This window comes from Thermomonospora sp. CIF 1 (assembly GCF_001896795.1).
In the GTDB taxonomy this organism is placed as follows: domain Bacteria; phylum Actinomycetota; class Actinomycetes; order Streptosporangiales; family Streptosporangiaceae; genus Thermomonospora; species Thermomonospora curvata.
On record NZ_MOYN02000011.1, the window covers coordinates 1 to 20,117 of the forward strand.

The 20,117-nt window shown below is 70.9% G+C and carries 15 protein-coding genes; 8 read left to right on the forward strand and 7 right to left on the reverse strand.

All coding sequences use genetic code 11. From position 1 onward, the window contains the following. Window positions 1–583 precede the first annotated feature (583 nt). On the reverse strand, window positions 584–1,285 hold the full coding sequence (locus BUE48_RS04685; RefSeq protein ID WP_286989036.1) for an HAD family hydrolase: 702 nt from the start codon (window positions 1,283–1,285) through the stop codon (window positions 584–586). 73 nt (window positions 1,286–1,358) lie between these two features. On the opposite strand from BUE48_RS04685, the gene BUE48_RS04690 reads away from it, so the two are divergent. Continuing rightward, window positions 1,359–2,144 (forward strand): dienelactone hydrolase family protein, encoded by a 786-nt coding sequence (locus BUE48_RS04690; RefSeq protein ID WP_012851319.1) that lies wholly within the window; start codon window positions 1,359–1,361, stop codon window positions 2,142–2,144. Between the two features lie 303 nt (window positions 2,145–2,447). Here the strand turns inward: BUE48_RS04690 and BUE48_RS04695 are convergent, their stop codons facing one another. The 5 genes from BUE48_RS04695 to BUE48_RS04715 form a co-directional block, all read right to left on the reverse strand. After that, window positions 2,448–2,906, reverse strand: a complete 459-nt coding sequence (locus BUE48_RS04695) for a hypothetical protein (protein ID WP_286989038.1) — start codon at window positions 2,904–2,906, stop codon at window positions 2,448–2,450. A 947-nt stretch (window positions 2,907–3,853) separates the two neighbouring features. Next, entirely contained in the window at window positions 3,854–5,023 is a 1,170-nt protein-coding gene (locus BUE48_RS04700) for a sporulation protein (protein WP_286989039.1), read from the reverse strand. A gap of 915 nt (window positions 5,024–5,938) precedes the next feature. Continuing rightward, entirely contained in the window at window positions 5,939–7,273 is a 1,335-nt protein-coding gene (locus tag BUE48_RS04705) for an NsdA family TPR-like regulatory protein (protein ID WP_012851322.1), read from the reverse strand. A gap of 584 nt (window positions 7,274–7,857) precedes the next feature. Further along, entirely contained in the window at window positions 7,858–9,012 is a 1,155-nt protein-coding gene (locus BUE48_RS04710; protein ID WP_012851323.1) for a CaiB/BaiF CoA transferase family protein, read from the reverse strand. A gap of 33 nt (window positions 9,013–9,045) precedes the next feature. Further along, a complete protein-coding gene (locus BUE48_RS04715) occupies window positions 9,046–9,687 on the reverse strand; it encodes a TetR/AcrR family transcriptional regulator (RefSeq protein WP_012851324.1) in 642 nt (213 codons plus the stop codon). A gap of 184 nt (window positions 9,688–9,871) precedes the next feature. Between BUE48_RS04715 and BUE48_RS04720 the strand changes: the two genes are divergently transcribed. The 7 genes from BUE48_RS04720 to BUE48_RS04750 all read left to right on the forward strand — a co-directional run bounded on the left by BUE48_RS04720 (window position 9,872) and on the right by BUE48_RS04750 (window position 18,579). After that, complete coding sequence (locus tag BUE48_RS04720) at window positions 9,872–11,248, forward strand: 4-hydroxyphenylacetate 3-hydroxylase N-terminal domain-containing protein (protein WP_286989042.1); 1,377 nt, start codon at window positions 9,872–9,874, stop codon at window positions 11,246–11,248. Next, window positions 11,245–12,471 carry an acyl-CoA dehydrogenase family protein gene (locus BUE48_RS04725; RefSeq protein ID WP_286989044.1) on the forward strand — a complete coding sequence of 409 codons (1,227 nt, stop codon included), beginning with the start codon at window positions 11,245–11,247 and terminating at the stop codon, window positions 12,469–12,471. The genes BUE48_RS04720 and BUE48_RS04725 overlap by 4 nt, the downstream gene beginning before the upstream one ends. Before the next feature lie 29 nt (window positions 12,472–12,500). After that, complete coding sequence (locus BUE48_RS04730) at window positions 12,501–13,622, forward strand: homogentisate 1,2-dioxygenase (protein ID WP_286989046.1); 1,122 nt, start codon at window positions 12,501–12,503, stop codon at window positions 13,620–13,622. After that, a complete protein-coding gene (locus tag BUE48_RS04735) occupies window positions 13,619–14,803 on the forward strand; it encodes an alpha/beta hydrolase family protein (protein WP_012851328.1) in 1,185 nt (394 codons plus the stop codon). The genes BUE48_RS04730 and BUE48_RS04735 overlap by 4 nt, the downstream gene beginning before the upstream one ends. Further along, window positions 14,788–16,326 (forward strand): class I adenylate-forming enzyme family protein, encoded by a 1,539-nt coding sequence (locus BUE48_RS04740; RefSeq protein ID WP_286989048.1) that lies wholly within the window; start codon window positions 14,788–14,790, stop codon window positions 16,324–16,326. Before BUE48_RS04735 ends, BUE48_RS04740 begins: the two co-directional genes overlap by 16 nt. After that, window positions 16,323–17,456: an acyl-CoA dehydrogenase family protein gene (locus BUE48_RS04745; protein WP_012851330.1), complete on the forward strand. Its 1,134-nt coding sequence runs from the start codon at window positions 16,323–16,325 to the stop codon at window positions 17,454–17,456. The genes BUE48_RS04740 and BUE48_RS04745 overlap by 4 nt, the downstream gene beginning before the upstream one ends. 205 nt (window positions 17,457–17,661) lie before the next feature. Further along, window positions 17,662–18,579 (forward strand): hydroxymethylglutaryl-CoA lyase, encoded by a 918-nt coding sequence (locus BUE48_RS04750; RefSeq protein WP_012851331.1) that lies wholly within the window; start codon window positions 17,662–17,664, stop codon window positions 18,577–18,579. A 73-nt stretch (window positions 18,580–18,652) separates the two neighbouring features. On the opposite strand, the gene BUE48_RS04755 is transcribed toward BUE48_RS04750, so the two are convergent. Continuing rightward, window positions 18,653–19,822: a hypothetical protein gene (locus BUE48_RS04755; protein ID WP_286989050.1), complete on the reverse strand. Its 1,170-nt coding sequence runs from the start codon at window positions 19,820–19,822 to the stop codon at window positions 18,653–18,655. Window positions 19,823–20,117 lie beyond the last annotated feature (295 nt).

Consider the following 20,117-nt stretch of genomic DNA (forward strand, 5'->3'; position numbering starts at 1 on the left):
GGCCTCTTCCCCGCGCGAGTGGGGTGATCCGGTTCGGCGGCGGGTGACGGCCGCTGACATCACGTGTTCCCCACGCAGGCGGGGTTGTCAGGTGGAGGGCGCTATGGCCCTCTCAGGGGCAGGTGCTGCTTATGTAGGCGGAGGTGATCCAGTAATACGTCCGAGAATTGGGTGCAGGCGTTGTGCTCTCTGCGCAGGCGAGGGTAGATAGCTTGGGTCATCCTGGTTGCATCGTCCTTAGTAATGCTTGTGGACTGAGAATTCGCGGTGGACAAGGCCGGTTAGTCTTGTGGGAAAACAAAGAGGGTTCTTGGTCGCATCGGGGATTCCTGGATTTGGGGTGCTTCATCGCAGGTCGGGGAGGGCTGAGGAGGTTTTTCGCTCTTCGGTGCTCAAGGTTGCTCGCGGAAGACTCGATCAGTGGGCGGGCCAGATCTTTTCAGGGCGTGGCTTTGGGGGCCGAAGAGAGGGTCTCGGGGGGCGTCCGGTGATGTGACGGCCTCGGGCGCGGTGTCCTTCCCGGCTGCGACGCACCTGTTTCGGTCGGCGGAGACGGCAGGTTGGCAAGGCCCGCTGGGAGGGGTCATTTCGCGGTGGGCGTCAGGATCGCCTTGAGGATGGTGGGGGTGTCGGTGAGGTCGGGCAGGACGAGGTCGGCGCCGGCGGCTCGCAGGGCCGTCTCGTCGCTGGGGCCGGTGGCCACGGCGATCACGCGGGCGCCTGTGAGGCGGGCGGCCTGGACGTCCAGGGGGGTGTCTCCGATCAGGACGGTGCGGTCGGCTGTGATCAGTTCGCCGTGGGCGGCGGCGGTGCGCTGCCGGGCCAGGGCGACCAGCGGTGGGCGGGTGGCGGCGTCCATGCCGTAGGCGCCGATCCGCAGGTCCAGGTGCTCGTCGAAACCGAATGCGGCCAGTTTCGCCTCTGCGATCGGTCGCATGTTCCCGGTCAGCACCGACTGGATCACCTGCGGTTCGGCGGCCAGTGCCTGGACGGCGGCGTGCGCTCCGGGGAGTGCGCGCCCTCGGGTCCGGATCTCTTCGGTCCGTGCGGAGTAGTGGTCGGCCACGGCGCCGGCGAACGCGCTCACCAGTTCGGCGGTGGGCGTCAGGTGGCTGAGCCGCAGCGTCTCGGTGATGATCGCAAGGTCGGTCTTGCCCGCCATCGCGGGCAGCCTCGCCGGCCGGCGGCCGGTGACCTGGCGGTGCGCGGTGGCGTAGACCTCGGCGCTGAGGCCGTCGACGCTGAGCAGGGTACGGTCGATGTCCCACAGCACCAAGGTCCGCATCGAGTGGATGATAGACGTCCGGCTTGCCCAGCCCGCGTGACCGGGAGGAGATGAGCATGCAGGGGGAAGTCCAGTGACCGCCCACCGGAGCGTGCCGGGTGCCGTGGACCCGGCGGCGGTGCTGAGCGAAGAGGTCACCGTGGAGCGGGACGGGATGCCGGTCCGCGGCTACCTCGCCCGCCCGCGGAGCGGGACGCCCGCGCCGGGACTGCTGGTGCTGCACGAGGCGTTCGGGCTCAACGAGCACATCCGTGACCTGGCCCGCCGGTTCGCGGGGGCCGGTTTCGTCGCGCTCGCGCCGGACCTGTACAGCCGTACGGGGGCGCCCGACCCCGCCGACATGCCCGCGGTGCTGGAGGCGATGTTCGCGCTCCCCGACGAGCAGGTGGTGGCCGATCTGGACGCGCTGGCCGCCTACCTGCGCGGGCGTTCCGACGTCACCGGCGCCGTCGGTGAGATCGGGTTCTGTGCCGGCGGCCGGCAGGTGCTGCTTCATGCGTGTTCGAGCCGGGCGGTGGACGCCGCGGTGGACTGCTGGGGCGGGTACATACGGCGGGCCCGTCCCGAGGCGGAGGTGACGGCGAGCCGTCCGGTGCCGGTGATCGATCTGGTTCCGCGGCTGTCGTGCCCGCTGCTGGCGGTGGGCGGCGTGGAGGACACCAACCCCTCGCCCGCCGACCTTGCCGAGTTGGAGACGCGGCTGCGCGCGGCGGGCAAGCCGGGGAGGGTCCGGGTGTTCGACGGGGCGGGCCATGCCTTTCTCGCCGACTACCGGCCCACCTATCGTCCGGAGGCCGCCCACGCCCTGTGGGGGGAGGTCATCGAGTTCCTACGCGCCCACCTGGTGAAGCAGGACTGAGCTTGCACTGCGTGCGTGCTTCCAGGCCCACGGTGTCGTCGCGAAGGCGCGTCGAATCGTCCGGCCACTCCCTTGACATCTGCTCTTCGCGTCGAAGGACGGGCTGTACGGAACCGGGGTGTCCTCCCGGGCATGCCTGTGAGGTGGAGCTCGCTTTCGCCCGGCGGGCCGGACGAGAGCGACGCGGCCTGCGGGCCGGTCCCGCCGAGCCCGCCACGAAGACGCCGCAGGTGGAGGGTGCCGGTGCGGAGCGCTTGATCCGCACCGGCACGTCCAGTGCTCTCGGGGAAGTGGCGCGGCGGGTCAGCCGCAGGAGCCTTCCCTCTTGCGCTTGGCGGCCAGTGCCTCGGCCCCGAGCCGGTAGTCGGCGATGGTCTCGGCGTCCGGCTGGAACCGCCACCGGCCGTCCTCGTACAGGTACTTGTAGCTGAACTTGAAACCGAGCCGTTCGAACCGCACCACTGCGACGGTCTTGGCGGCGTTCAGCCTGACCGCATCGACCTTCATCGGAACGCCCTCGGCCAGTTGCGGGCACAGCTCGTTCAACCGCACGTATCCGGCCTGGTCGAGCACCTTTTTGGCGCTGTTCGACCAGCTTTCCCAGGCTCCGGCGTAATCGCCGGAGACGTAGGCGTCCACATGCTCCTGCGCGGCCTCCCGGACGGCCTCCTCCGTCTGCGGCTGCGCCGGCGCCGAGGCGGCGGGCGCCGGCTCTTGCGGGGCGGCCGAGGGGGCGGATTCACCGCCACAGCCGACGAGCATGAACGGAAGAACGACAGCGGGTATCACGCGATGCACAACAAACTCCTGAACACATCAAAAACAAAAAGCAGAGCTTTGAGGACGAACCGTAACAGCGAATTGATCATGGTGTGGGAGGATTCGCTGTGTCTAGCCGGGACAGGCCAGGAAAACCTGTCCGATAACGTGGTTCACCCTCTCATTCGAGGGAGGTCCTTGAACCGGACATGTCAGTCCGGTGTTTTGGGAATGGCCTTATTGGCCGGAACTATCGCACTGCCGTCGCGCCATCCCTAGACCTTTCAATGTGTGAGCACAGTCCTGTGCGCGGGGTGCCGGGGGCGTCTGGATTCTGGAGGAAGTAGATCGTGGCGTCGGTGAGTGGACGGGTCCGCTCTTCGCCCGGACGGGCCGACGGCGACTCGCGTTAGGGCACGGCCGTGTCCGTAGGCCGGAGTGCTGTCGCGGAAGGCCCGAAGTGTCGCTCTGCTCCGGCGCCGGCTTCTCGGGGCGCAATCAGGTTGGAGAGAGTCTGGGCTTGGAATGAGTTCTTGGGGGTTCTCGACGGAGCGGGGCGCGCGCCGTGTCGGCTTTTACCAGAGTCGTGGTGTGCTCAATCTGCTCCGGGTGAGCGTCCTCTGCCGGTGAAAGGACGCTGGTTTCGTACGCCCCCGGTGACGTTCTGTCGATATTTCACTCCGGCTCGGGCGGCAGGGGAGTTTTGCAGCCGGCCCTTCAGCCGGTTCCACGCACGGTACGGGAGGGCGGCGCGAGCTCGACGCCGCCCTCCCAAGACGGGTCGGTGAACCCGGTCAAGACCCGTTCCCCGCGGGCCGGAAGGGGTGGGGCAAGGGCACCGTCACCGGCTCCGACGGGCAACCGTTCCCCGCGGGCCGGAAGGGGTGCGTCGCGGCCGGGGGAGGCGGTGGCGCGGGGCGCCACCTGGGCCCGGCGTTCCCGGGGAAGAGTCAGTCCTCGTCCTCGAAGATTTCGGACGCCTCTTCGTAGGCCTCTTCATAGGCCGCCTCGTAGGCGGCCTCATAGGCATCTTCGTAGGCGTCTTCCACGGCCTCTTCGATCGCCTCCTGGTAGGCGACCTGGTACGCGGCCTCGTAGGCGGCGGCCTGGGCGGCCTCGACCACGTCGGTCTCTTGCTCTTCCTCTTCCTCCTCGGAGTCGTCGTCGAGCAGTTCGTTCACCACCGCGCCGGCGACGAATCCGGCGGCGGCCCCGGCGGCCACGCCCGCCCAGCCCGGACCGCCATGCCCGCCATGCCCGCCGTGCCCGCCGTGACCTTCGAAGTGGCCGTGAGAGCCGTGGCCGCCGTGCACCTCGTGGTGACCGTAGGTGACGTGCCCGCCGGACAGGCGGCCGATGACCGCCTGCAGCCAGTTGGTGATCTCGTGCTCCCACGCCATGTACAGGGCCTGGTCATGGGGGACGTGGAGGCGGCCGTAGACGTCCTCGCCCTCGGAGAACAGGTCGCCGCGGCGGTCGGCCTCCAGCACCACCACCAGGTGGTGCGGGTCGGTCACGAACGTCAGCTCGACCTCGTTGATGTGGCCGCTGTACTGCGGCGGGGCGTAGAACTCGATCTCCTGGTAGAACGGCAGCTGCTGGTTCAGCCCGGAGATCTGGCCGTATTCGAGGTCGGCGTTTTTGAAGACGAAGCCCAGCTCGGCGAAGGCGTCCAGCACCCGCTGCTGGGACGGCAGGGGAGTGACCGCGATCGGGTCCAGGTCGCCCTTGTCGAGCTGCCCGGCCACCTCCACCTCGGTGCGCACCCCCAGCACCATGCCGTCCAGGTGCCGCCCGTACACCTGGGTGATCGGCAGTTCCCACGGCAGCGGCACTTGGAACGGGATGGTGTGGAACTGGTGGGCGCCCACGACGAACCCGCCGGTGATCGCGCCCTGGTGGAACTCCAGCCCCGCGGTGCCCTCATGGTCGTCGTGCTCGAACTCCGCCTCGGTGACCAGGCTGAGCACGATCCGGTCGATGTAGGCGTCCTGCTCGCCGCCCTGCAGCCGCACTTCACCGGTCAGGATCTCACCCGGCCGGCACTGCGCGGACGTCAGCACCGTCTCCACCGAAGGGCCGCCCACGCCGAACGCGCCCAGCATCTGCCTGAAGATCATCGCTCCCCTACTCGTCTGCGATCGGTGATGTGCCTGCCGTCGGCGTCAGCGACGCCGGAGCCCCCGGTGGCGTCTGCGCGGGCACGAGCGGTCCGGCTGCGACCACCGCTTTCCGTCCGGCGACGCGCCGCCGCTCCTTCGGCCGGGCCGACGCCCATGGAGGCTCCCTCCACGCTTCGGGTCCTGGACGCGGGCGGGCGGCCCGGTCCGGTGTCCTCCCGCCGATCCGCTCCCGCTGCAGGGAATCAACCTTCGGGAGCGGGACGGCGGCAATACTTATTACTACTACACTTGTAGCAGATCGATCGGAGACCCGGCAGACCAGTCAGCGCATCGAGCGGCACGCACCCCAAGACGCGTGGGCCCCGGCATCGATGAGGGCGGAGCGGCGTGTCCGGCGCCGTTGTCCACCTCGACCGTTGGAGACGGGCCGCCCGGCAGTGCGCCCTTCCGGCATCTCCGTGGAGGGGGCGCGCTGAGGTTTTCTCAGTGATTCGGCACTGCCGGCAGGTGGTATCGGGGTGCTGATCGGCGGCCGGTGAAAGCGGGGGAGGACGGCATGGAGCGACCGGTGGAAGGGACATGCCGTCGCCATTAGGGGTGAGGGGCGTCCGTCTGAGGGCCGGGGCCGGGTGTGCCTTTGCCCTGAGGGTGCCGCAGCGCGGTCCCCACCTCGGTTCGCTGAGAAAGCTCGCTGTTTCCCGGCGTACAGAGCCGGCGAGAGCGCTTCAGCGGCCGGGGATGCTGCGGTGGGCCTTTTCGACACGTCGTTCTCACAGACGGCACGCGAGGTCCCGCGGTCAGGGGCGATGCCGTGAGCCGCAGCGGCGCGGCACCGAGGAACGTAGGCGCTCCCGGTGTCTTGGGCCGCGTGCCCGAAAGAGATTCACCCTTGCTGAGGTGCCGTCGCGAGGGTCAGGTTTTGCCGGCGGCGAGGGCGCGGAGTTCTCGGGCGGCGGGGAGGGCGCGGGTCTTCTCGTCGGGGAGGGCTTTGATGATCTCCTCGGTGATGCGGCGGCGGCTTGAGCTGGTGGGCATGCCGTTCAGGGTGGTTGCGGCGTGGTTGAGGCCCTCGGTGATGTCGCGGTCGTGGACGAGGGCGAGGGCACGCATGAGATTGAGATTTGTGCGGCTTCCCGAGCGCTCCTCGGGCATGAGGGAGAGGGCTTGGTCGATCGCGGACGTGGCGTGCTTCGTGTCGCCCAGCATCACGTGGGTGAAGCCTTCAACCTGTCTCAGGGAGCTTTCGGGAAAGCCGTGTGGTGATATCCGGTCTTGGAGGACGTGCTCAGGGAGGCGGCCGAATACCTCGTGTAGATCGCGGATCGCCTGCTTGGCTCCTGTCGCGTCCCCTTGGGTGGCAAGGAACTTGGCGCGTGTGCCGAAGGCTTTGGCCAGTCCGGAGGATGGTGTGCCGGAGGCATGTTTGAAGGCGTCGGCGAGCAGGTTGCTGATGACCTCTGGGGGACGGTTTTCCCATAGTGCTCTCGACGCTCGATACCAGCGGACCCAGACGGACAGTTCGCGGTCGCCGGACTCGTCGGCGGCGTGGGTGGCGGCCTGGAGGGCTCGGCCGGCGTCGCGGTAGCGGCCCAGGTCGCTGAGTTCCTGGGACATGTAGGTGGTGAGCTGGGCGCTGACCCGCAGCAGATCTTTGCGGGCGGAGGGGTTCTTTTCGCGTTGCAGGGCCACGCCAAGATCCATGATGTCGGCGGCCAGGTCGCGCATCAGGGCGCCGACCGGTTGGACCCAGATCTCTTGGGAGTACTCCCAGGCGAGGTTCTGCCAGCCGGGGGCGTCCAGTTCGGTGGCGGGGGCGTCCAGGGAGCTTTCCAGGGCGGCGAGCACGGCGGCGACCGTGCCCGCGGGCACTGCCGCTCCGGCGCCGAGGGCGGCCATCAGTTCCAAGAGCGCACGGCGTTTCACGTCGTCATCCCCATTGTCGGGACGGGTCTTCTTTTCAACGGTACCCGTGGGAGTGGTGCTTTGACCCCCTGGATAGGGGCATGCGGAGCCGAAAAGATCTTTTTCGTCCAGTTTGAAAGCGGTGGCGTAGGTGGTGGCCCAGTCGCGGGGAAAGACCTCTCCGGCTTCCCAGCGGTGGATCTGCCGGGCGAGGTTTCGAATCGAACCCCGTTCGATGTGGGATGCGGCCAGTAGCCGCCGGGCCATCTCGTGCTTACCCCAACCTCGGGCCGATCGTTCGGCTTCGAGCCTGACCGCCCATGCGGGGCGCCGCTTGTCGGTCATAAGCGCAGCCTCTCATTCGCTCCGGGCGGATGTGAGGCGGGCACAAAAGTGTCCGCAAAGTGTCCGCATCGTGTCCGCCTGATGTCCGCCCTGACACCCCCCGAAAGTGTCTGCAAAGTGTCAACATTGTCAGCCTTCCGGAGATTGCGTGTCCTGTCCTTTACTGAACGTGACCGGAAGCGGCCTCGTGGGCAGGTGCACCGGCAGAGTTCTGGAGTGGGGCGGCGCGGGACCCGGGGGTCTCGTGGGGCGTCGATCCGGTGGCGGGCGGCAAGGAAACCGAGTCAGGCACTCGATCACGGGACGGGACGCCGAGCATGGTTCGACAGGGGCCTGTGCAGAGCCCGCCATGTGGACTGCTCTTGTGACAAAGAGCGTCCTGCCGGGGGATCTGCGGCTTTCGGGACGTGGTGGCGCGGCGTCTCCCAAGGTCCCCGGCGTGTGCTTCACCCCGGGCGTCCCGTTCGCTTGCGTTGAGAAACCCCGGGGAACCCGAGTGGGAGGCTGCCTGCTGACGGATACCGCCGGGCGGGACGGAAGGCCGCAGGAAACCTCGGTCCCGGCCCGGCGGCGTCGCAGGCGGGTTACTCGTCCCCGCCGAACTCGCGGCGTACTGCTTCGGTGTGTTCGCCAAGTTCCGGGCCCGGGCGGCGGATGGTGCCCGGGGTGCGGGTGAACTTGGGGACCACGCTGGGCATCGGGATCGGTCGGGGGTAGCCGGGGGCCTCCAGGCGGGTGATCATCTTGCGGGCGGCGTACTGTTCGTCGGCCAGGATGTCGGCGGGGGTGTAGATCCGGCCGCGGGGGACGCCGTGGTCGTCGAGCAGGGCCTCGACCGTTGCGGCGTCCAGGGTGCCGACCCAGGACTGGATGATTTCGTCGAGTTCCTCGGCGTGGCGGCCGCGGGCCTGGTGGGTGGCGAAGCGTTCGTCGGTGGCCAGCTCGGGGCGGCCCATCGCCTGGCACAGGCGCTGGTAGATCGCGTCGGCGTTGGCGGCGATGAGGATCTCCACCCCGTCGCACGTCTTGTAGACGTTGGAGGGGGCGACGCCGGGCAGGGTGCTGCCGGTCCTGGTTCGCTGCACGCCGCCGATCTCCCAGTCCGGCAGCAGGGATTCGGTCAGCGCGAACACACTCTCATACAGGCCCACATCGACCTCTTGGCCGCGGCCGGTGCGGTTGCGTTCATGAAGCGCGGCCAGGGTGCCGATCACCGCGAACATCGCCGCGATCTCGTCTCCCAGGCTGATGCCGGCGCGCACCGGGGGGCGGTCCGGGTAGCCCATCAGGGCGCGCAGGCCGCCCATGGCCTCGGCGACGCTGCCGAAGCCGCGGTCGTGGGCGCGCGGCCCGTCCTGGCCGAAGCCGGAGACGTGCACCATGATGAGGCCGGGGTTGTCGGGGGCGACCGAGGCGTAGTCCAGGCCCCATTCGGCCATCCGGCCGGGGGCGAAGTTCTCCAGCACCACGTCGGCGCCGACCATGAGCGAGCGCGCCAGCTCGCGGTCCTTCTCGGTCTTCAGGTCCAGGACGACCGATTCCTTGTTGCGGGCGATCGCCGGCCACCACAGGCTGCGGCCCTCGTGCAGCACGCCCCAGCGGCGCATCGGGTCCCCGCCGGGGGGCTCGACTTTGATCACTCGTGCGCCGTAGTCGCCGAGCAACTGTCCGGCGAAGGGGCCGGCGATGAAGCCGCCGAACTCGATGACCGTGATTCCTTCCAGCGGCCCGGTGCTCATGTCACACCCCCGGGGGAGATTGCGGCCGTCCGGTCACGCCGAAGGGGCCGCGCCGTAGACCGTGCGGTACCAGATCTCGGTGAGCGTGGTGATGGCGGTCTCGTCGTCGGGAGGGGCGACATCGGCCTCACCGCCCGCCCCCAGCCACGTCCAGCAGAACGACTCCAGCAGGCTGACCAGGGCCGAGGCCAGTGTCGGCAGGTCCAGTCCGATGGTGTGGCCGGAGCGTTCGGCCGCGTGCAGGCCGCGCAGCACGCCCCGGATGCCGGCGGCCCGGTGCTCCCGCCACCGCTGCCGGAAACGCTCGTCCGTCATGGACATCTGGAACAGGCCGATCATCTCCGGCAGGTACTTGCGGTAGGTGTGCCAGTAGGCGGTGACCGCGGCGCGGACGCCCTCGTAGGGGTCGCCGGATCCGGACTCCAGCGTCGAGGCCGTCATGACCTCCTGGGCGAACTCCTCCAGCAGCGCTTCCAGGAGCTGTTCTTTGTTGTCGTAGTAGTTGTAGAACGACCCGGGCGAGCGGCCGGCCGCCGCCGCGATGTCGGAGATCTTGGTGTTGAAGTAGCCCTTCTCGGCGAACGTCCGCCGCGCCGCCTCCAGGAACGCGGCCTCTGTCCGCCGGCCCTTGGGCGTGGCCGGCTGGGCCTTCGTCGTGGACGCTCCGTCGCTCATCGATCTCTGTCTCGTCTTCTGCAGCGCTGGGTGGGGAGGGTTGCGCCCCGGCGATCACGTCCGCAAGCGCCCTTGCCGCCTGTGCTCGGACCATCATCTCCCCTCGGATTCCGCCCTTGCACACTTCTGAATCTGAATCTAGCCTCAGAAATGCCCCCGGAGCGACCCCCAGGAGAGCCCCCAGATGGCGATGATGAACAGGTCCCAGTACCTGGCCTCCCTCGACGACGGCCGGCGGATCTTCGCAGAGGGCCAGGAGGTCAAGGACCTCGCCTCCCACCCGCAGTTCGCCACCGCGATCAAGCTGGTGGGCGACGGGTACGAGGCGCACTACCGGCCGGGAGAGGACGCCAGCGGGCCGTACTTCAAGATCCCCCGCAGCCGCCAGGAGCTGAAAGAGATCCTGGAGGACCTGCTGACCTGGGACATGGTCACCGTGACCACCAGCCAGGGGCTGCTGGCCCTGCTGACCGCCGCGGCGCGGATCCGCCCCGCCCGGCCCGAGTACGCCCGCCGGATCGAGGAGTACTTCGAGTACTGCCGCGCCAAGGACCTGCGCTGCGTCCAGGCGATCACCGACGCCAAGGGGGACCGCCGGCTGCCGCCGAGCAAGCAGCACGACCCGGACGTCTACACCCGCATCATCGAGCGCCGCCAAGACGGCATCGTCGTCCGCGGCGCCAAACTGCACATCTCCTCGGCCGCGGTCAGCCACGAGCTGATCGTCATGCCGACCAAGAACATGAAGGAGGGCGAGGAAGACTACGCCGTCGCCTGCGCCATCCCGGTGAACGCCCCCGGCGTCCGCATCGTCAACACCAGCTACGCGCCCCGCGAACGCATCGAGGACTTCCCCGTCAGCTCCCGGCACAACATGCCCGAGGGCTTTGTGATCCTCGACGACGTCTTCGTCCCCAACGAGCGGGTGTTCCTGGCCGGAGAGATCGAGCACTCGGCCACCTTCGCCCACGCCCTGGGGCTGTGGGAGCGGCTGGGCGGCACCGCCCACCTGGCCGAGTTCGGCGACCAGCTCGTCGGCCTGGCGCAACTGGTCGCCGAGGCCAACGGCACCGACCGCATCCACCACATCCGGGAAAAGATCGCGGAGATGATCATCTACGCGACGCTGGTGCGCGCCGGGCTGGAGGCCGCCATCGCCAACGCCGAACCCAGCCCAGAGGGCTGGTACTTCCCCAGCGAGCTGTACACCAACGCCGCCAAGCACTACGCCGCCGCCGAATACAGCCGCATGGTCCGCCACCTGCACGACATCGGCGGCGGCGCGATCGTCACCGCCCCCTCGGTGCGGGACCTGGAAAACGAAGAAGTCGGCCCCTTCATCCGCAAGTACATGGCGACCAAGGAGGACATCGACGGCGAGTACCGCACCCGCCTGTTCCACGCCGTCCGCGACTTCACCGCCGACGCCTACGGCGGCTGGCAGCTGGTCACCATGATCCAGTCCGGCGGCGGCCTGTACGCCCAGCGGCTGGTGGCCCGCAAGCACTACGACATGGAGCGGGCGAAGGACCTGGCGCGCAAGCTGGCGGGCCTGGCATGAGCGCCGCCCCCCTCGACCCCCCGCGGGATCTGGCCGCCTTCGCCGGCTTCCTGCGCGAGCGGCTGGCCCCCCTCGTCGCCGAGCACGCCCGCCCGGCCGAGGCCGACCCCGACGACGACCGCATCGCGGCCGTCGAGGAACTCAGGGAAGGGCATGAGGAAGAAGTCGCCCGGGCGCGCCGCTTCCAGCGGGCGCTGTATGAGGCCGGCGTGGCCTGGCCCAGCGGCCCGGTCGAGTTCGGCGGCCTCGGGTTGACCGACGCCCACGACGAGGTCCTCGAAGACGTGCTGGCGGAGATGGGCTTCCCGTCGCGGGAGGCGTTGTTCGTCGGGCTCAACATCGTCGCCCCGGCCCTGCTCCACCACGCCACGCCGGCGCTGCGCGAAGAGATCGTGCCCGCGCTCTACCGCGCCGAGCTCATCGGCTGCCAGATGTTCTCCGAACCCGGCGCCGGCTCCGACCTCGCCGGCGTCGCCACCCGCGCCGTCCGCGACGGCGACCACTGGGTCCTCACCGGGCAGAAGGTGTGGACCTCGATGGCCCACCTGGCGGACGTGGGGGAGGTCCTGGTCCGCACCGACCCCGCCGCGCCCAAGCACGCCGGGCTGACGATGTTCCTGCTGGACATGCACGCCCCCGGGGTGACGGTCCGGCCGATCCGGCAGATGACCGGCGGCGCGGCGTTCAACGAGGTGTTCCTGGACGGGGTGCGCGTGCCGGACGCCCGGCGCATCGGGGGAGTCGGCGAAGGCTGGCGCGTCGCCCTCACCAGCCTCGGCTCCGAGCGCAGCACGATGAGCGGCGCGGCCGGCCCCCTCACCCCGCAGGTGATGGAACGGGTGACGCGGCTGATCCGCCGGCTCGGCGCCGAGGACGACCCGGTGCTCCGCCCCCAGCTGGCGCGGACCGTGGCGGCCGTGGTCGCCATGCGGGCCGCCGCGAACCTCACCCCCGGCTCCTACACCCACCGCCTGGAGCCGGTCTCCGGGTCGATCCGCAAGATGCTCATGAACCGCGCCGCCGACCACATCGCCCGCCTCGCCCAGGACGCACTGGGCGAAAAGGCGTTCGTCGATCTCGGCGAGAAAGACACCTACGCCTGGTCGGAGTTCGTGCTCGGCGTCCCCGCCCTGCACATCGCCGGGGGCACCGACGAGATCCAGCGCAACGTCATCGCCCAGCGCGGGCTGGGCCTTCCCAGATCCGCACCGCGCGCGTCGTGAACGGCACCAGCCAGTGAGGAGCAGCGCCCATGGAATCGTTCGTCCAGCTCCGCCGGGGGAGGACCCCGCGGCAGATCCACCGGGACGTGGGGGACCTCAAAGACGACGAGCTCGGCCGCTACGGCTTCACCGGCCGCACCGCCCACCTGTACCGCCGCAACGACCCCACCCGGTTCCGCATCGAGGGCGACCTGGCCGCCGTCAACGTGCAGACCGGCGAGCTGAAGCCCACCGACCTGGAGGCCGACGGCGAGCCGCTGGTGATGTTCCACAACCCCGACTGCCGGATCCTGCTGAGCCGCCGCGGGCAGGTCGCGCCGTTTTACACCCGCAACATCGACGGCGATGAGCTGATCTTCGTCCACGAGGGGACCGGGCATTTCGAGACCGAGTTCGGGCGGCTGCCGTACCGGCCCGGCGACTGGGTGTACCTGCCCAAGGGCACCACCTACCGGCAGATCCCCCAGGACCGCTCCCACCTGCTGATCATCGAGGCGACCGAGGAGTTCCGGGTGCCCGAGGCCGGCACGCTCGGCCGGTTCTTCCCCTTCGACTCGTCCCTGATCACCATCCCCGAGCCGGAGGTCTTCCCCGACGACGGCCGGGAGGAGTACGAGATCCGCCTGCGCCAGCGCGAGGGCCGCTCCTCGCTGTTCTACCCGTTCAACCCGCTGGACGTGGAAGGGTGGCGGGGCGACAACTTCCCCTTCACCTTCAACATCGCCGACTACGACGTCATCACCTCCGACGACGTCCACCTGCCCCCCACGGTGCACCTGTTCATGCAGGCCACCGGGGTGTACGTGCTGAACTTCCTGCCCCGCCCGGCCGAGGGCAAGCCGGGGGTGGAACGGGTCCCCTGGTACCACCGCAACACCGACTACGACGAGATCGCCTTCTACCACGGCGGCAGCGTCTTCGGCGTGGACATGCCCGCCGGGCTGATCTCGCACGCCCCCCAGGGCATCCACCACGGCGTCCCCGAGCGGGCCCGCCGGCGCGCCCGGCGCCTGTTCGAGCAGGAAAAACGGGTGGAGTGGAAGGTCATCGCGATCGACACGCGCCGCCGGCTCATCCCCACGCCGGTGATGCTGGGCGCCCAGCCCACCCAGACCAAGGAAGAAGCCGACAAGAAAGAGGTGCGGGCGTGAGCGAGCGGAAGAGATTCGAATACGAGCGCAAGCCGTACCTCATCGTCTTCGAGGACACCTCGGCCTACCGCGACACCTACGGCGGGGTCAGCGAGCACGTGGTGCTGGAGAGCTACCTGCTGCGCCCCAAGGGCGTCCCCTCCGACACGGTGATCGTGTTCATGCACCCCATCGGCGGCGGGGCCTACCTGCCGATGACCAACGCGCTGCCGCGCGCCGGCCACCACGTGATCTACTGCAACAGCCGCTACCGCGGCGTCGACAGCGCGCTGATCATGGAGAAGGTCGTCCAGGACCTGGCCGCCTGCGTCAAGGACGCCCGCGAGCGCCTGGGCTACCAGAACGTGATCTTGGGCGGGTGGAGCGGCGGCGGCGCGCTGTCGCTGTTCTACCAGCAGCAGGCCCAGCACCCCACGGTCACCTGCACGCCCGCCGGCGACCCGCCCGACCTCACCCGGCTGGACCTGCCCCCGGCCGACGGGATCATGCTGCTGGCCGCGCACATCAGCCGGCACGGCACGCTCACCGAGTGGCTGGACCCGTCCATCCTGGACGAGCAGGACCCCACCAAACGCGACCCCGAGCTGGACATCTATAACCCCGACAACCCCAACCAGCCGCCGTACTCGCCGGAGTTCATCGAGCGCTACCGGGCCGCCCAGATCGCCCGCAACCGCCGCATCACCGCGTGGGTGAAGGAGACCCTGGCCGACCTCAAGGCTCAGGGCGAGCCGCTGATGGAGCGGGGGTTCGTGGTGCACGGGACGATGGCCGACCCGCGCTGGCTCGACCCGACGCTGGACCCCAGCGACCGCCCGCCGGGCCGCTGCTACCTGGGCGACCCGCGGATCGTGAACATGGGCCCGGTGGGGCTGGCCCGGTTCAGCACGCTGCGCAGCTGGCTGTCGCAGTGGAGCTATGACGACGCCAACGCCGACGGGCCCCGCTGCGCGGCCGACATCAAGGTGCCGACCCTGGTCATCGGGAACACCGCCGACGACGCCTGCACCCCCAGCCACACCCACCGGCTGTTTGAGGCGATCGGGCACCCCGACAAGGAAATGCACATGATCAAAGGGGCGACCCACTACTACGCCGGCCCCGACCAGGTGCCGCACCTCAACCAGGCCGTCGACATCATCACCCGGTGGCTGGGTGAGCGGTCATGGACGGCGCTGTGACCCCCGACTGGCCCCGGCCCACGGTCGATCAGGCCGTGCGGCGGCACGCCGCCGAACGCCCCGATGAGGTGGCCGTCGTCGGGCCCGCCGCGTCCCTGACGTGGGCGCAGCTGGACACCGCCGCGGACCGGGCCGCCGCCGTCATCGCCGCCACCGGCGGGGCCGGCTCCCGCGTCGCCTGGCTGGGCGCCAACGACATCGGCTACCCGGCCACGCTGCTGGGCGCCTGGCGGCAGCGGTCCGCCCTGGTCGGCCTCAACTGGCGGCTGCCGGACCGCGATCTGGCCGCCTGCTGCGCCGAGACGGCGGTGACGCACATCTTCACCAGCACCGCCTTCGCCGGCCGCGCCGAGGCGATCGCCGGTCCCGGGGTCCACATCGAGGTCGTCGACCAGACCACCGCCGGCATGTGGCCCGGCCGGGCGGCGGCCGCGCCGCTGGAACCGGCCGCAGACGATGTGGCGATGGTGTTCTTCACCTCCGGCTCCACCGGCCCGCCCAAGGCGGTCCCGCTGGAACGGCTGGCCATGGAGATCGGGGCGACCACCCCGGTGGTCCACGGTTTTCAGCCGGACTCCCGGCTGCTGATCGTCCCGCCGGTCTTCCACCTGGCGGGGGCCTACTGGGTGCAGTACGGGCTGCTGTACGGCTCCCGGCAGGTCTACCTGGCCGACGCGGCCCCCAAGAGCATCGTGGCGGCCATGGCCGGGCAGCGCATCACCCACGCGGTGCTCGTGCCCACCCTCATCCGCGCCCTGATCGACCAGCTCAAGATCGAGCCCACTCCGCTGCCGGAGCTGCGTCATGTGGCCTACGGCGCCTCGCCCATCCCGCCGCCCACGCTCCGGGAGGCCCTGGAGGTGCTCGGCTGCGAGATGTGCCAGGTGTACGGGATGACCGAGGCCGGCGGCGTGGTGACCTACCTGCCGCCCGAGGACCACCGCACCGACGGTGCGCACACCGGACGGCTGGCGTCGGCCGGGCGTCCCACGGTGGGCGTCGAACTGCAGGTCCGCGACCTGGTGACCGGCCAGGTCGTCCCGCCCGGGACCTCCGGGGAGCTGTGGTTCCGCACCCCGTTCATGGCCAAGGGCTACCTGGGGCGGCCCGCCGAGACCGCCAAGGTCTTCGTGGACGGCTGGCTGAACAGCCGCGACGTGGGGCACCTGGATGCGGACGGCTACGTGTACGTCGAGGGCCGCTCCGACGAGATGATCATCACCGGCGGGGAGAACGTCCACCCGCTGGAGGTGGAGTCCGCGCTCTGCGAGCTGCCGGACGTCGCGGAGGCCGCGGTGGTGGGGCTGCCGGACCGCACCTGGGGGCAGCGGGTCTGCGCCGCCATCGTGCGGCGCGAGGACCGCCTCACCGAGGAGGCGGTCCTCGCGCACTGCCGGGCCGAGCTGGCCGGCTACAAGGTGCCGCGGACGGTCGTCTTCCTCGACGGGCTGCCCAAGACGGCCAGCGGCAAGATCTCCCGCTCGGCGCTGGTGGACCTGCTCTCCCGACAGGAGCCGCGATGACCCACGACATCAGCCCCGATGAGGTCCGGGCATCCCTGCGCGCCTTCTTCGGCGACCACCCCGGCATCGCGGAGGCGCGGCGCCTCCGCGACGCCGGCGGCGGAGCAGACGACGACCTGGCGCGGGCCGGTTTCGATGAGCGCCGCTGGGCGGCGATCGCCGAGCAGATCGGCCTGACGGCGATGGCCGCCCCCGAAGACCGCGGCGGCCTTGAGCTCGGCGTCGCCCACCTGGTCGCCGCCGCCGAAGAGTGCGGGGCCGCCCTCTACCCGGGGCCGGCGCGGGCGGCGCTGCTGGTCGGCTGGTCGCTGCGGGCGCTGCCGTCCTCCGGCCTGCCGCAGGAGCTGGAAGAGCGGATCGAACGGTTCCTGACCGGCCGGGCCGTGCCCGCCCTGGCCGCCGCCGGCGAGGACGCCCCCGCGCCCACCCTCACCGCGGGACGGCTGCACGGCACCGCCGCCCGGGTGACCCACGGCCGGGTCGCCGACCTGGTGCTCTGCCCGGTCCGCACCGACCAGGGACCGGCCATGGCGCTCGCCGCGATCCCGCCGCAGGCGGCGCGCAGCGCACTGGCCACCGTGGACCTGACCACGCCCCGGGCCGACATCACCGTCGACGGCGCACCGGCCGTGCCCGTCACCGCCCCCGGCGACCGGGCCGACCTGGAGCGGCACCGCACCGTGGCCTGGCTGCTGGCGGCGGCCGAACAGGTCGGCGGCGCCGAAGGCTGCCTGGCCGCCATGGTCTCCTACGCCGCCGTCCGCGAGCAGTTCGGCCGGCCGATCGGCAGCTACCAGGCGATCCAGCACCGCTGCGCGGACACCGCGATCGACGCCACCGCCGCCCGCGCCCTGGTCGCGGCCGGCGCGAACGCCTGCGACGGCGGCGACCGGGAGAACGCCCACCGGCTCGCCCTGCTGGCCCGCGCCGAGGCCGCCGAGTGCTTCCTGGCCGCCGCCGGCGGCCTGATCCAGGTGTCCGGCGGCGTCGGCTTCACCTGGGAGCACGACGCCCACCTGTATTTCCGGCGCGCCCGGGCCACCGCGGTCGCCGAGGGAACCCCCGAGCAGTTCCGGCACCGCGCCGTCGAAGCCGGCTGCCTGGAGCTGCTGACCGCTCCCATCTCCTGACCCGGGCGCGCGTCCGTGCAGGGAAAAGGCCCGTACCGTTCTCGGCCGCGCCGCGTCCGGGACGGTCATGCAAGATCGAGGAGGAGCCGGGTCCGGTCGGCCGGTACGCCGTCCCCACGGGCCGCGGCGGGAGCCCGGCGACCGGGAGGATGCGGCCGCCGGCGCCGCACGAGGGGTTCGGCGGCGACGATCAGGGAGGTGAACGATGACGGCACCGGTCCGCATCGTGGAGGTGGCGCCGCGCGACGGCCTGCAGAACGAGCCGACCCGGCTGACCACCGAGCAGAAACGGCGGCTCGTGGAACACGCGGTGCGTTTCGGGGCCCGCAATATCGAGGTCACCAGCTTCGTGCACCCGGCGAAGGTGCCCGCGATGGCCGACGCCGAAGACCTCGTCGCCATGCTGCCCCCCGCAGACGGGGTCACCTACAGCGCGCTCATCTTGAACGAACGCGGCCTGTCCCGCGCGCTGGCGGCCGGGATCACCGAGGTGAACGTGGTGGTGCACTGCACCGACACCTTCAGCCGGCGCAACCAGGGCACCGACATCGCCGGGGGGATCGGCATCTGGCGGCGGATCGCGCGCGATGCCGAGGCGGCCGGCATCAGGGCGAACGTCACCCTCGCGGTGGCGTTCGGCTGCCCCTTCGAAGGCGAGGTCCCGGTGGAGGCGGTGCGCTCCGTCGCCGAGCAGGTCCTGCAGGAGCGGCCGCCGGCGGAACTGTCCCTGGCCGACACCATCGGGGTCGCCGTGCCCCGGGACGTGGCGGCCAGGGTCGAGGCCGTCCGCGACCTGCTGCCGGAGGGGACGGCGCTGCGCGCCCACTTCCACAACACCCGCAACTGCGGCATCGCCAACGCGCTCGCCGCGATCGACGCCGGGGTGGGCGTGCTGGACGCCAGCCTCGGCGGGATCGGCGGCTGCCCGTTCGCCCCCCGCGCCACCGGCAACATCGCCACCGAGGACCTCGCCTACGCCCTGGAACGGTCGGGGATCGACCACGGCCTCGACACCGCCGCGCTGCGGGAGGCCGGCCGGTGGCTGCAGGAGCAGATCGGCCGCCCGCTGCCGGCGATGGTGCTCCACGCCGGTGGATTCCCCACCGGCGACGCCGCCGCCTGAGACGGGCTCTTGCGCCGGGCCCCGCCGAACGGACGGCGCTTTTTTGAAGGAGAAGACCCCCGGGGCGGTGCGGCTACTGCGGTGCCGTCGAGGGCAGGTGCTCGCAGACCCCGCTCGGCGACCCGTCCGATGACCCGCCGAGGGCATGCAGGAGCAGCTGCTGCCCGGCTTGGGGATGGCCGTTGCGGTCGGCGCGGTCCAGCCAGGCCGCGGCGTCGCGAAGCCTGCCGATGCGCAGACAGTGCAGGCCATACCGGTAGGCCGCGTCGGCATGCCCGAGACCCGCGGCGCCCCGGTAGAACACCGCCGCCGAAAAGGGCAGGCCCTCCCGGTCGTACTCCAGGCCGATCTGGTAGGCGATCTCGGCGCCCTGCCAGTAGGGAAAGGCCGGCGCGGCGGCGGGATCCCAGGCGGCGGCCAGCTCGGCGGCCCGGCCGTGGCCGGCACGGGCGGCGCGGCGCAGCCAGTACAGCGCTTCGGCGGGACGGTCCGCGCAGGCCAGCAGCGCGGCCAGGCGGTAGGCGGGAATCCCCTGTCGTTCGCCCTCATCGCCTTCGGCCTGGCGCAGCAGCCGCATGCCGGTGCGCCCGAAGGCCTCCGCGTAGCGACGCCGCATGATCGTCGGCTCGGGCGGCGGCTCGCTCCCCGCACCGGAGGACTCATCGGGGCCGGAGGCTCGGGGGAGCGTTCCGGTGGACGGACGATCGACCTCACCGGTGGGAGAGGCGGGGACCTTGGGGCCCGGCCGGCTTTCTTGCAAGGTGTGTCGTCCCGGATCCGGGTCGCCCGCGTGGGGATCCGCCGGCTCGGCCCGCCAGTCCGCCGGGACGGGGGCGGACAGCGGCGGCCGGGGCGGTCTGCTCTGGGCGAGGGCCGCGCGGACGGCCCGGTATTTGGTGTGCCACTGGGCCGGCGTTCCGATGGCCTCCGGATCGAGGGCGTTCTCCACCGCCGCGTCCCGCAGCACCAGCACGAACGACATCACCCACGGCCAGGGCGGCAGCCTGTGCCGCTTGCCGCTCAGATAGTCGTGGGTGGTCGAGTGCGCCAGCGGCAGAATGCGGGGCCCGCCGTCGCGATCGGCGTTCTGGTAGCGGCGCGACAGCGTCTCCAGCCGCTCATACGTGGGCGGCCCGGCCAGCTCGAACGCGGTGCGCAGGTCGGCGATGAAGTCGTGCAGCGCGGCAAGGGCGCGAAGGTCGTCCGGCATGGCCAGCCCGATCGCTCTCCGGTAGGTGTCCACACGATGCGGTGGGCACATGCTCCCACCGCCGCCGCGGCCGTTCTGCCAGATATCACACACACGGAATCGGTCGGGGAGCAGAACGGCCCGCTGAAAAAGCTCCGATGGACGCCGCGGCCGGCCCCCTCCGATGCCATCCGGACGCATCCGCCGGCATCCGGGACCGTCCGCCGGCGGCCGCGGCACGCCCAAGGGATCCGGGTCCGGCGAAAACCGGCCCGGCGGCCGGCCGCGGGGGCCATAGTCACCCCATGACGACGTTGACCCGGCCGTCGCCGGGATCTGCGCCATGCCA

Excerpts from the sequence above, each read along its gene's own strand:
- BUE48_RS04700 (WP_286989039.1), bottom strand. The coding sequence starts at position 5,023 with ATGATCTTCAGGCAGATGCTGGGCGCGTTCGGCGTGGGCGGCCCTTCG.
- BUE48_RS04750 (WP_012851331.1), top strand. The coding sequence starts at position 17,662 with ATGACGGCACCGGTCCGCATCGTGGAGGTGGCGCCGCGCGACGGCCTG.
- BUE48_RS04745 (WP_012851330.1), top strand. The coding sequence starts at position 16,323 with ATGACCCACGACATCAGCCCCGATGAGGTCCGGGCATCCCTGCGCGCC.
- BUE48_RS04710 (WP_012851323.1), bottom strand. The coding sequence starts at position 9,012 with ATGAGCACCGGGCCGCTGGAAGGAATCACGGTCATCGAGTTCGGCGGC.
- BUE48_RS04715 (WP_012851324.1), bottom strand. The coding sequence starts at position 9,687 with ATGAGCGACGGAGCGTCCACGACGAAGGCCCAGCCGGCCACGCCCAAG.
- BUE48_RS04705 (WP_012851322.1), bottom strand. The coding sequence starts at position 7,273 with ATGACCGACAAGCGGCGCCCCGCATGGGCGGTCAGGCTCGAAGCCGAA.
- BUE48_RS04695 (WP_286989038.1), bottom strand. The coding sequence starts at position 2,906 with ATGCTCGTCGGCTGTGGCGGTGAATCCGCCCCCTCGGCCGCCCCGCAA.
- BUE48_RS04730 (WP_286989046.1), top strand. The coding sequence starts at position 12,501 with ATGGAATCGTTCGTCCAGCTCCGCCGGGGGAGGACCCCGCGGCAGATC.
- BUE48_RS04740 (WP_286989048.1), top strand. The coding sequence starts at position 14,788 with ATGGACGGCGCTGTGACCCCCGACTGGCCCCGGCCCACGGTCGATCAG.
- BUE48_RS04725 (WP_286989044.1), top strand. The coding sequence starts at position 11,245 with ATGAGCGCCGCCCCCCTCGACCCCCCGCGGGATCTGGCCGCCTTCGCC.
- BUE48_RS04720 (WP_286989042.1), top strand. The coding sequence starts at position 9,872 with ATGGCGATGATGAACAGGTCCCAGTACCTGGCCTCCCTCGACGACGGC.
- BUE48_RS04685 (WP_286989036.1), bottom strand. The coding sequence starts at position 1,285 with ATGCGGACCTTGGTGCTGTGGGACATCGACCGTACCCTGCTCAGCGTC.